The sequence below is a fragment of the Enterococcus sp. E4-150 genome (assembly GCF_035726465.1).
In the GTDB taxonomy this organism is placed as follows: Bacteria; Bacillota; Bacilli; order Lactobacillales; family Enterococcaceae; genus Enterococcus_B; species Enterococcus_B faecium.
Genome location: NZ_JAPRGK010000011.1, coordinates 84,419 through 96,577, shown reverse-complemented (window position 1 = coordinate 96,577; position 12,159 = coordinate 84,419). Strand labels below are relative to the sequence as shown.

10 protein-coding genes, 1 tRNA gene and 1 pseudogene are annotated in these 12,159 nt (G+C 37.6%); 9 read left to right on the top strand and 3 right to left on the bottom strand.

Going from position 1 to position 12,159, the window contains the following annotated elements:
* Positions 1 to 124: 124 nt before the first annotated feature.
* Positions 125 to 895 (top strand): annotated as a pseudogene (locus tag OZ002_RS10165) (hypothetical protein); the annotation flags it as partial.
* Between the two features lie 239 nt (positions 896 to 1,134).
* Here OZ002_RS10165 and OZ002_RS10160 read toward each other — a convergent pair.
* Positions 1,135 to 1,218, bottom strand: a tRNA-Leu gene (locus OZ002_RS10160).
* 116 nt (positions 1,219 to 1,334) lie between these two features.
* On the opposite strand from OZ002_RS10160, the gene OZ002_RS10155 reads away from it, so the two are divergent.
* From OZ002_RS10155 to OZ002_RS10130, 6 genes are all read left to right on the top strand, one after another.
* Positions 1,335 to 1,514 carry a hypothetical protein gene (locus OZ002_RS10155; RefSeq protein WP_002306896.1) on the top strand — a complete coding sequence of 60 codons (180 nt, stop codon included), beginning with the start codon at positions 1,335 to 1,337 and terminating at the stop codon, positions 1,512 to 1,514.
* A 148-nt stretch (positions 1,515 to 1,662) separates the two neighbouring features.
* Complete coding sequence (locus OZ002_RS10150; RefSeq protein ID WP_002303757.1) at positions 1,663 to 2,880, top strand: pyridoxal phosphate-dependent aminotransferase; 1,218 nt, start codon at positions 1,663 to 1,665, stop codon at positions 2,878 to 2,880.
* Between the two features lie 183 nt (positions 2,881 to 3,063).
* Positions 3,064 to 3,900: a helix-turn-helix domain-containing protein gene (locus tag OZ002_RS10145; protein WP_123839935.1), complete on the top strand. Its 837-nt coding sequence runs from the start codon at positions 3,064 to 3,066 to the stop codon at positions 3,898 to 3,900.
* A 75-nt stretch (positions 3,901 to 3,975) separates the two neighbouring features.
* Entirely contained in the window at positions 3,976 to 5,124 is a 1,149-nt protein-coding gene (nagA, locus tag OZ002_RS10140; RefSeq protein WP_002289803.1) for an N-acetylglucosamine-6-phosphate deacetylase, read from the top strand.
* A gap of 277 nt (positions 5,125 to 5,401) precedes the next feature.
* The gene (locus OZ002_RS10135; protein ID WP_079291926.1) at positions 5,402 to 6,403 is read left to right on the top strand and encodes an AEC family transporter; all 1,002 of its coding nucleotides are present in this window, start codon (positions 5,402 to 5,404) and stop codon (positions 6,401 to 6,403) included.
* An 18-nt stretch (positions 6,404 to 6,421) separates the two neighbouring features.
* Complete coding sequence (locus OZ002_RS10130) at positions 6,422 to 7,441, top strand: 2-hydroxyacid dehydrogenase (RefSeq protein WP_002289800.1); 1,020 nt, start codon at positions 6,422 to 6,424, stop codon at positions 7,439 to 7,441.
* A 101-nt stretch (positions 7,442 to 7,542) separates the two neighbouring features.
* Here OZ002_RS10130 and OZ002_RS10125 read toward each other — a convergent pair whose 3' ends face one another.
* Complete coding sequence (locus OZ002_RS10125) at positions 7,543 to 8,259, bottom strand: response regulator (protein ID WP_002321172.1); 717 nt, start codon at positions 8,257 to 8,259, stop codon at positions 7,543 to 7,545.
* Entirely contained in the window at positions 8,228 to 9,877 is a 1,650-nt protein-coding gene (locus tag OZ002_RS10120; protein WP_002299758.1) for an ATP-binding protein, read from the bottom strand. The genes OZ002_RS10125 and OZ002_RS10120 overlap by 32 nt, the downstream gene beginning before the upstream one ends.
* Before the next feature lie 174 nt (positions 9,878 to 10,051).
* On the opposite strand from OZ002_RS10120, the gene OZ002_RS10115 reads away from it, so the two are divergent.
* Positions 10,052 to 10,576, top strand: coding sequence for an NfeD family protein (locus tag OZ002_RS10115; RefSeq protein ID WP_002295447.1), 525 nt, complete (start codon positions 10,052 to 10,054; stop codon positions 10,574 to 10,576).
* A 15-nt stretch (positions 10,577 to 10,591) separates the two neighbouring features.
* Positions 10,592 to 12,091: a flotillin family protein gene (locus OZ002_RS10110; protein WP_002306891.1), complete on the top strand. Its 1,500-nt coding sequence runs from the start codon at positions 10,592 to 10,594 to the stop codon at positions 12,089 to 12,091.
* The last annotated feature ends 68 nt before the right edge of the window (positions 12,092 to 12,159 follow it).

The window sequence follows — 12,159 nt, the reverse complement described above, 5'->3', positions numbered from 1 at the left end:
TCAGTGTAAAATGTACTTGGGTCATGTAACGTCCTCCTGGGTATGTTTTTGTGGTTAAAAACATTGTACCGTAAAAGGGCTGTTACATGGCCTTTTATCTTTTACACAATTATATGGACTTTATCGATATAATTATAAGTTATCAGTATTTTCAATAATAAGCTTAGCAGAATTAATTTTCTCTTTGACAACTCCAGGGAATGCATTACGTGCTGCACATGAAATTAATAAATGGTTTCCTGAATATAAAAATTTCAACTTTCTTAATAAGTTAGATTTAGGTATTTCATCATTTGGAAAGCCGTTTTTTTTAGACATGAATATCTTATTTTTATTGCTATTTTTCTTAATTTTCCTTCTAACATATAGGAAATGTCAAAACTATTATGTGCGTATATTGACTGCATTACCGTTTTTCTTAAACCTGATTATTTATTTTGGTAATACAATGGGTCAAAGCTTTACTTACGTCAATGGTAATAAAAGGGCAATGATTTGGAGTAGTAGTAACCTGAATAATCTCTTTACAGAGTTAGGAACGAAACTGTCACTTTTTTATCCAGGTACTTGGATAGCTACTTTAGTAGTCTTGGCATTATTACTATGTTTAATTGTTGGAATTTATTTAAGTTTTGACAATAAGAAAACTTCTATTTTTTTAGTTATTTTGATGATAATGGGGTTTTGTTCAAGGTTAATTATGGGATTTTCTCCCACAGTATGGGCTTCCGGAATGCGGACGTACTATATACTTTATGTTGTTATCGCCATCTTAGTACTAATGGCAGTTAAAGAGCTAATGAAAAGCATGAGTGTACAAAAAAATGAATTTATGCAATTTGGATTAACCGTGCTTGGTATTTGTACCTTTATAATAACGGTGATAAACAGATAATATACAAAAAATCCCTCGCTTTAGTATTAGGTGAGGGATTTTACTCGTTTTTCGATTAATTGTTTTAACACTTGCAAGTTTCTACGAGTAGCTTGTTTACGACCTTCATATACTCACCTCAGGCTGTTTACATGATTGTACGTTCTTTTTGTAAAGGATACAGTGATATGTATATAATGGCATAAAGAAACGTTCAAACAAAAAAACTCGTGAAGCAAAATTAACTTCACGAGTTGTAGTGCAGATGATGGGACTCGAACCCACACGAGCTAACGCTCACATGACCCTCAATCATGCTTGTCTGCCAATTCCAACACATCTGCTCGATATAAAACCACAGATTTACTAATAGAAAGTGGCGTGTCTGCCATTCCATCACGTCTGCGTAATAATAACACAGTAATGATAGCGAGGTTTTACATAGTTGTCAAGCTCAAAAATGGGAGGACTTATTAAGATGGAGAAATATGACGGAGAATTTTCAGGACTGGGAATGATCTTAGGTGTATTGATTGGACTTGCATTCGGACGTTTTTTGCTTGGTTTTATGCTAGGAATCATTTGTGGAATTGCAATGGATTGGGCAGCGAATCTATGGAATGACTATCATGAAAATTAAGTTCTTAACGCTTGTTTGTGTTTTTTTAATACTTACGTTTTTCCTAAATAAGTGGCAAAATTTTCTAGGATGGAGTATGATATTGAAATAGTAAATAACAAAAAATTTGGAAAGTTCTAACTTTTTGAAATGAGGGATTGGCTAAGTGATGAGAGAATTTGAAAAATCCAACAAATTAGAAGGTGTCAGTTACGATGTTCGCGGTCCCGTTCTAGAAGAAGCGGAGCGGATGCAAGAAGAGGGCATTAGTATTTTAAAATTGAACACGGGAAATCCCGCACCTTTTGGATTTGAAGCACCAAACGAAGTCATTCGTGATTTGATCATGAATGCCCGTGACTCAGAAGGCTACTCAGATTCCAAGGGGATCTTTTCTGCTAGAAAAGCAATTGAGCAATATTGCCAACTGAAACATTTTCCGAATGTGACGATCAATGATATCTACACCGGCAACGGAGTGAGCGAATTGATCACGATGTGTATGCAGGGGTTGCTGGACAATGGAGATGAAGTACTGGTTCCAATGCCGGACTATCCGTTGTGGACGGCTTCTATTGCATTAGCTGGAGGCACACCTGTTCATTATATTTGCGATGAAGAGGCAGAATGGTATCCTGATATTGATGATATCAAATCAAAAATAACGAGTCGGACAAAAGCTATTGTTATCATTAATCCTAATAATCCTACTGGGGCACTTTATCCAAAAGAATTATTAGAAGAAATCGTTGAAGTTGCTCGACAAAACAACCTGATTATTTATTCCGACGAAATCTATGATCGCTTAGTGATGGATGGTCTAGAACATATTCCGATTGCTACATTAGCGCCTGATTTGTTCGTTGTTACGCTGAATGGTCTATCCAAATCTCATCGTGTAGCAGGATTTCGAGTAGGCTGGATGGTCCTAAGTGGAGATAAGTCACACGTCAAAGGCTATATAGAAGGGCTGAATATGTTGTCCTCCATGCGTTTGTGTTCCAATGTATTGTCTCAGCAAATTATCCAAACCGCGCTAGGCGGTTATCAAAGTGTCGATGAGCTGCTCCTGCCAGGCGGAAGGATCTATGAACAAAGAGAATATATCTATAATGCAATCAATGATATTCCTGGTCTTTCAGCCGTAAAACCAAAAGCTGCTTTTTATATATTCCCAAAAATTGATACAAAGCGATTCAATATTTTGGATGATGAAAAATTCGTTTTGGACTTTTTACATGAACATCATATTCTACTTGTACATGGTGGTGGATTTAATTGGAACCAGCCAGATCATTTTCGAATCGTTTATCTTCCTAAAATGGATGATTTGAAACAAACAGCTAAGAAAATGAGAGAATTCCTAGCAACCTATCGCCAAAAATGATTTTAAAAACCAAATTTTTCAGTAGGAGGGCCACAGACAAACACACTGAGGCTCTCTTTCTAGTGGAGTTTTCTTAAATAACTAAAGTACATTATTTAGTTGCAAGTCTTTTCTTGAAGTTTGCGACTTCCTAAAGTAAAATACGAATAGAATGCGAATACGCATATTTTGGGGAGGAAACTTATGGAAACGTTAATCGAGTCCTTTGGAACGATCATTAAAGAGATTCGAAAAGAACAAAAAATGACGCAAAAAATGCTTTCGCAAGATATTTGTTCACAAAGTGTATTAAGTCGGATCGAAAATAATGAGGAACTGCCGAATGTATTGGTGATGATGCAGATTTGTCAACGGCTAGGGGTAACGATTGATCATGTGATGAATCTCTCTCGAAAAACTACTCGGACAAACGATAAATTGTTTGAACTGTTGGATAGTTGTTTCCAAAAACGTGATTATCGGAAGTTAGAACAAGTACTAAAATCTTCTGATATTTCTGAAAATCTGTATCAAGCAACTGACTTTCAACGCTATTATTATTATCTCGGTGTTTGCGAATTCACGTTGCGCCAAAATATCTCTCAGTCCCTTTATTATTTGAAAGAAGCATTGAGTTACTCTAGCCAAAAAGAAAGAATCCATGTTTCTGACACAGAAATACAACTGATTAGTTGTATCGGAAAAATATATGGTGTGGCAGGAAAAACTGCTGAAGCCCGCTACTATTTGAGTCGAAGCATCCAACTGCTGCATCAATCAGCTGATGAACGATCAAAAAGTGAATTTTCGCAAATTTTTTATAATTATGGAAATTTCTTATTCCATCAAAATGAAATTGACGAAGCGTTAGACCAGGTGAATCAAGGAATCTATTGGGCTCAAGAGAAGAATAGCTACTATTACCTCAATGATTTATTTGTGCTTAAAAGCTTAATATACAAGCGTAAAGAAGAACCAGAAAGAGCAGCATTCTATGAAGGCTTAGCACAAGCTGTGAAACAAATTTCAAAAAATTTGTAAATGGTGTAGACCATTCTTGACTTCTTCTCTAAATAAGAGTACTTTAGAGGTAGAAAAACAAAGGGAGAGAATAGAATGAGAACTTTTATCTATGCTGACAAATTCTTTTTAGCGTCAGGTGTCAAACATGCAGGCTATCTTGAAATTACCGATGGACTTTTTGGTGAATACACGAAAGAACTACCTGAGGGAGAAGTCAACATTATTGACCAAAGCGGCAAATGGATTGCTCCTGGTTTGGTAGATACACATATTCACGGCTATATGAATCATGATGTAATGGATAATGATGCAGAAGGCATCAAAGTGATGTCTGAAGGTCTGTTATCTTGTGGAGTGACTTCATTTTTACCAACAACATTGACGTCAAGCAAAGAACGTTTAAAAGATGTAGCTGAGACAATCGGCAAAATGTATCAGGAAGCACCAGGAGCTAAAATCAAAGGGATCTATTTTGAAGGTCCTTTCTTCACAGAAGAACACAAAGGGGCACAAAACCCAAGTTATTTCGGGGATCCTGATTTGGATACTTTCCATGAATGGCAAGAAGCTTCAGGCGGTTTGATCAAAAAGATTGCTTTAGCACCAGAACGTCAAGGTGTGGAAGAGTTTGTCAAACAAGTGACTGAAGAAGGAGTAGTTGTTTCTCTAGGACACAGTAATGCTACACTAGAAGAAGCGCAAAAAGCTGTTGAAGCAGGCGCAAGTGTATTTGTCCATGCTTTCAATGGTATGCGTGGATTGAATCATCGCGAACCAGGTATGGTGGGTGCGTTATTATCTTTAGAACATGTCTTTTCTGAATTGATTTGTGATGGCCATCATGTACATCCAAATGCTGCGGGAATCCTAATGGAAAAAGCAGGACATGATCATGTCGCATTAATTACAGACTGTATGATGGCCGGTGGGATGCCTGATGGAAATTACAATTTAGGCGAATTTCCAGTAGTAGTAAAAGAAGGAACAGCACGTCTAGAATCTGGCAACTTAGCTGGAAGTATATTGAAATTGAAAGAAGCAATTAAAAATGTTGTAGACTGGGGATTAGCAACACCAGAACAAGCAGTCATGATGGCTAGTCTGATTCCAGCAATCAGCTGTAAAATCGATGATACATGTGGAAAAATCGCTCAAGGACGCGATGCAGACTTTATCGTATTGAACCCTGATATGACATTGGAAGCAACTTATCTAGATGGCGTGGAACGTTTCCACGCATAATATAATTTAAGTTAACCTTAAAACTAAACTTCTTAAGTTTGGTTTTAAGGTTTTTTTTGTGTTCTAGTAAAAATCACTTTACATAAGTTTCAAAAGTTTCTTTAATTTCCTATTGTTCAATAAGTAACAATGTAAAGATAAAATTAAAAATGTTAATACGTATTAGCAAAATAAAAGCGTTTTTTATTGTGAATAAATGAACATAATTAGGAGGAGAAAGATGAACTTATTTGACATTTTTCGATCGACTTTGACAGATATGTCGATTGTCAGTGCAATCACTTCAACAGTTTTTATTATATTATTAGGGTTTGTTTGTAGAAAAAAGGGGATTTTTTCTGAATCTGTTGGAAAAATTCTATCGAAAGTCGTCTTAACAGTGGCTTTGCCAGCACTGGCATTTCGAGCTTTCATGCAAGATATCAATACAGAATTACTGATGCAAGGAATCAATGTCTTGATTTGGGGATTAGTTATTTATATTATTCTTATTCTAGTTTCAAAACCTTTTTTCTTAAGCTATAAAGGGGATAAGCAAACAACGTTGCGTGTCCTGACGATCTTTGGTTCTACGACCTTTTTCGGAACGCCTATCGTCAGTGCGATTTATGGTCCTGTCGGCGTGATGTATTCCTCAATTTTCAACATTGGCTACCGAATCTTTTTGTATTCTTATGGATACATAAAAATGAGTGGCTTGAAGATGGAAGCTAAAAATATCAAAGCGATGTTCGTCAATCCAATCATTATCGCTACTTTTGCCGGCCTTTTCATTTGGCTGTTCCAAGGGTATCTGCCACAAGTGTCAGTTACAGGTGCAGAAGGAGAGATAAGTCAAGTAGCGTTTTTGCGAATTGACCAGACTGCACCGTGGCTATTTCAGCCGATGGATTATTTAGCTGGTTTAAGTTCACCATTGGCGTGGCTAGCAATCGGCGCAACATTAGGTGAAGTAAGCTTCAAAAAAGCTGCATCTGAAAAAACTTCATGGTATTACAGTCTAGTCAAAGTGGTATTTGTACCTGCATTGAATATCGTGATTCTAGCAGTTTTGACGGCAACGAATATTCTACCAGTCAATTTTGAAGCACTGGCAACAATCGTTATCATGATGGCTACACCAGCTGCAACAGTGGCAGCTGCCTATGCTATCAGTTTTGATAGGGAGGCACTTTTAGCCTCCAATGCATCCTTACTGTCAACTATTTTTGCTGTGGTACTGACACCTGTATGGATCGTTGTATTACAAATGATTCATGGCATAGGTTTGTTTTCATAAGAAATGGAGGAAGAAAGTATGAGAATCGCATGTTACGGTGTTCGTCCGAACGAGATAGATTTTTTTGAAAAATTGAATATTTACCATTATGATCTCAGTCTTTATGAAGAACTGTTGACACATGACAATATCGTGTCAGCAAAGGACCATGATGCTGTATTGTTGAGGGGAAATTGTATAGCAGATGAGACCAATCTTGCAAAAATGCAGGAATATGGGATTCGTTATGTTTTTACACGGACTGTGGGAGTCAATCATATCGATCTACAAGCGGCAGCTGATTTTGGTATGACAGTAGCCCGTGTACCATCGTATTCGCCAAATGCGATAGCAGAGTTATCTTTGACTTTTGCCATGATGCTTTTGAGAAATACTGCGTATACGACGATCCGAACATCTTTCAAAGATTTTCGAGTGGATGAGCAAATGTTTAGTCGTGAAATCAGAAATTGCACAGTAGGGATCATAGGAACAGGCAGGATAGGGTTGACGGAAGCTGTTTTGTTTAAGGGACTAGGAGCCAAAGTGATCGGCTACGATATTCATCAGACAGAAGCTGCTAAAAAAGTATTGACGTTCCACTCACTTGAAGAGTTATTAGCCAAAAGCGATATCGTCAGTATTCATGTACCTCATATCCCAGGTGAAAACGATCAAATGATCAATGAAGGATTTTTAGCTCAAATGAAAAAAGGCAGCATCTTGATCAATACAGCCCGTGGAGAGCTTCAAGATAATGAAGCTATTTTAAGAGCTTTGAAAAGCAATCATTTAGCTGGTTTTGCAACCGATGTTTTTGCAAATGAAACAGAGGTTTTTTTTCGATCCTTCAAGCCATGGGAGACGATTCCAGACCCTGCTATCCAGCAATTAGTAGAAATGTACCCTAGAGTTCTTGTAACCCCGCATGTAGGTTCAAATACAGATGAGGCATTATCAAATATGATTTCGACAAGTTTCGAGAACTTTCGTGAAATAATAGAAACTGGAAAAACTAAAAATGAGGTATCTCTTCCTAAAGCCCGTCAATTAAGATAAGAAAACATGGATATTCGTCAATAAAATGTTTAAAAATAGTCCAAGTAAACAGTTGTTACTTCTGTATACTTGGACTATTTTGTATGGGATAATTCGATGACTCAACAGTAATCTGTGAGCTTTTTCCGCCCATTCTTTGTCAATTCATAACAGGTTAGCGGCCGGCCGATTTCCAAATATTTGATTCTTTCGTTCAATATATCTTGTTCTACCAAAAAATTCAAATATTTCTTGACGGAGATACGTGACAGTGAGCTTTTTTGAGCCAGTTCTTTTGTTGAAAAAATAGTATCTTCTTTTAGAATAAATGCACTTATTTTTTTTAAAGTCAGTTTTGACAGACCTTTAGGCAAATCGATGAATGATGGTATTTCGTGAATGGGAGTGGTGTGGTTGAATACTTGATCGATCAATTTCTGATCGGCTTTTTCAGTCGTTTGGATTGTCTGAGAGAAAGCAAGATACTTTTCGATCGCCAGCTGAAAACGTTGCAAAGTGAACGGTTTGATCAAATAATCTAAGGCACCGTAGCGGATCACATTCTTTATGGTTTCGATATCATCTGCAGCAGTGATCAAAATCACTGGGATATCATTTCCTTGCTGTCTAAGCCAAGATAAAAAATGGATACCACTTTCGCCAGGCATGTATACATCAAGCAGCAGCAGATCTGCGTTTTTTTGTCTGAAATATTTTTTTCCTTCTTCTACATTTCTGAAACTTTCGATTACGTTCATATTAGGGATGCTTTCCACAAAAGTACGATTCAATTCTGCAACCATTGGATCATCTTCGATTATCAGGACATTTGTCATCATTTTGATCTTCCTTTTTTGGTAATTCTAGATAGACGATTGTACCGCCATTTGTTTGTTTGGAAAATTCTAAAAATCCACCGTGGCGTTTGACGATTGAATGGATGAGATTCAACCCAAACCCACGATTGATTCCCTTCGTCGAAAAACCTAGCGTAAATATTTTTTCTGAGATTTCTTCTGATATCCCGACACCGTCATCGCAGACGGTCACGATGAATACTTCAGCTTCTGTGTCATAGTTTAAATGAATCCGGACCTGTCCGTTTCTTTCATGTTTTTGTAGCACGGCTTCTTTTGCATTATCAAGTAAGTTCCCTAACACTTGCAAAAGTGAATGGATGGAGTCATCCATCTCCATTTTAGGGATAAAAGAATCGCTTTCTAACAGCATTTCAACAGATTGTTCTTTGGCTTCGTTTATTTTGCCTAATAAAAAACCGGCAATTGCAGGAACTTTGATCAGACTTGAGACTTGGCCAATCTCTTTTTTATAATTTTGATTTAGCTGCTGGATAAAATGGGTGACTTCTTCATACTTCTTCAAATCAATCAAACCAGAAATGACATGAAGTTTATTCATGAATTCATGGGTTTGAGCTCTCATGGAGTTTATATATTGTTTCGTCCCCCCAAGCTCCTCCATTAATTTCATTACTTCTGATCGATTTCGTAAAGTTGCGACTGCTCCTAAAAAACGGTCATTGCTAAAAAGAGGTGTAACGCTAGAAATAGTTTCTATCCCATTTAAATACATGGATTGAGTCCGAACGGTCGTTTGATGCTCAATCGTCTCTTTAAACAAAACGTCATATAGATTATCACTGATTTTTTTTCCTACTTCGAAATCCAATAGCTGCTCTGTTTGGTAGAAAATGTTTTTTGCAGGTGTATTGATCAAGAGGATAGTTTTATCAGAAGAGATGGCTAAGATTCCTTCATCTACTTCATTTTCGATAATCGTTTTTTCACTTAACTGTTCTGCTATTTCTTGTGGTTCAAGTCCAAGCAGTACTTTTTTCATTTTTTGGGCAAGAAAAACGGCGCCTATGATGCCTACGCTAAGTCCGATAATCAATGAAAAAACAATCATTTTTTGTCCATCTTTGACTTGATTGTCAATCGTGTTGTTTGTTAAGCCAACACAAACTGCACCAATAATCTCTTGATTGTAATAAATAGGAACGAAATAGCGGAAGCCGAACCCTAACATTCCTTCTTTTTCAGAGAAAAATTCTTGTCCTCCAATCACTTTTTTCACATCTTCATGACTTGAGAAAGGAAGACCGATGTAACTTGGGTCTGCGTGAGAATATCGAATGCCTTCAGGGTCCATGACAACGATAAAATCTAAATTCGATGCAATCATGATTTCATTTGTTATTCCTTGAATCGCATGTGTCGGGTCACCAGTCTGCAGCTTTTTTTGGATGAGTTTATCATTGGCAACGATTTTAGCAATGCTAGAGATTTTATCTGACACACTAGATCGGTTCATCGAAAGAATAAAATTCCTGATCAATATGGCAGAAACAATCAAAGAAACGAATGTGGAGAAACAAACGACAAGGATGATCGTGTTCTGGAGCTTTAATGGTTTTTTCTTAAAAAAAGGAAACATAGGCTACCTCGAAAGAATTTATTGTGAAAATTTTAACATGAAAACAAAAATTTAACAAATTGTCAACGATAAACACAACCTTCCTATAAAAAACACCACTGAGTCGGTAAAAGAAGCTATACAGAATTTTCAAACATTGGTATGATAGACGTAGAAATGGAAGGAGGCGTGTATATGATAGGGGGAATTGCACTTGAGACGATTTATTGGTATACATTGCTGATTTGTGCAGGATTGGCAGTCCTATTGATTATTTTTGGAGATGTATTCGATTTTGATGGCCCGCTTGATCCGATGCTTATTATCCCTTGGTTAACTTTCACAAGCTTATTTGGTTTTCTAGGTGAGCGTTTAACAGATCAATCATCTTTATTTTTATTTATTGCTAGTGGAGGCATATCGATAGTGTTGGTATTTTTGCTTAATTTCTATATATTGATGCCGATGAAACATGCCGAATCAACGATGTCGTCTTCTGAAAAAACTCTGGAAGGACAAGTAGCTGTTGTGATCACACCGATCCCTGTACGAGGTATGGGAGAAATTCAGTTGAAAAGTGTTACCGGTTCCATTAGTCGTCCAGCTTGTTTTTACAGCCCCCAAGAACAGACAGCTGAGCGGGGAACGAAAGTATTGATCATTGAGATCAAGGAAAGAATCTGTTATGTCATGCCTTATGAAAGCATGATAAAAGCTTAAAGGAGCGTGTGTTAAATGGAAATACCAGTTGTTTTTATCGCGATCGCAATTGCAGCTTTGATTTTACTGATGTTGCTGATCGTCTTTGTAGCGAAGTACCAGACAGCAAAACCGGATGAAGCGTTGATCATCAGTGGAAGTTATTTAGGAAGCAAAAATGTGCACATTGATGAAAGCAATAACAAAATCAAAATTGTGCGTGGAGGTGGCGCATTCGTCTTGCCGGTTTTTCAACGTTCGAATCGGATCAGTCTATTATCGAGTAAATTGGACGTCTCCACCCCTGAAGTGTATACGGAACAAGGCGTACCGGTGATGTGTGATGGTACTTCGATCATCAAAATCGGTTCATCTGTAGAAGAGATTGCTACAGCAGCAGAACAGTTTTTAGGCAAGACAAGAGAAGAACTGGAAAATGAAGCAAGAGAAGTATTAGAAGGACACTTGCGCTCGATTCTTGGTTCTATGACTGTAGAAGAAATCTATCAAAATCGCGATAAGTTCAGTCAAAGCGTACAAGAAGTCGCTTCTGTAGACCTTGCAAAAATGGGGTTGATCATCGTTTCTTTCACTATCAAAGAGGTCAGAGACAAAAACGGTTATCTTGACTCTTTAGGGAAACCAAGAATCGCCCAAGTCAAAAGAGATGCAGATATAGCAGAAGCGGAAGCTCTAAAAGAAACGCGTATCAAAAAAGCTCAAGCAGAAAAAGAATCACAAGCAGCTGAATTACAGCGACAAACAGAAATCGCAGAATCATTAAAAGAAAAAGAACTGAAATTAGCAACCTACAAACAAGAACAAGATGTTGCTAAAGCAAAAGCAGACCAAGCCTACAATTTAGAAAGTGCCCGAGCACAACAACAAGTAATCGAACAGGAAATGCAGATTAAAATCGTAGAACGTCAAAAACAAATCGAACTGGAAGAAAAAGAAATCACACGTCGTGAAAAGCAATATGATTCGGAAGTGAAGAAAAAAGCAGATGCCGATCGGTACGCTAAAGAACAAGAAGCACAAGCTCAAAAAGTCAAAGAAGTGACTGAAGCCGAAGCAGAACGATTCCGTGTGGAAGCACTGGCAGAAGCGGAAGCCAATAAGACACGTTTAGCTGGACAAGCAGAAGCCGAAGCAGCACTAGCAAAAGGAAAAGCCGAAGCCGAAGCAAAACAAAAGATCGCCAATGCCTTCAAGGAATATGGCGAAGCAGCTGTCTTGAGCATGGTTATTGATATGTTACCGCAATTGATGCGCGAAGCAGCACAGCCGCTAGGAAATATCGAAAAAATCTCTGTTGTCGATACAGGAAGCAGCTCAGGAGAAACCAGTGGAGCGAACCGAGTGACAAATTATGCTACAAACTTGCTTTCTACTACTCAAGAAACATTAAAAGCGACAACAGGACTTGACTTGAAGGAAATCGTAGAGAATTTGTCGACACGTGGGACTACTAGCCAAGTAAATATGTATGAAGCACCAAAAGAGGCAGAACAAAACTCGATGAAGGAAGAATAAAGTAGTACACTTCACCGTTCAATCAAAAATGGAGGAAGACTTTTTAAAGTTCTTCTCTCCCTTTTTTT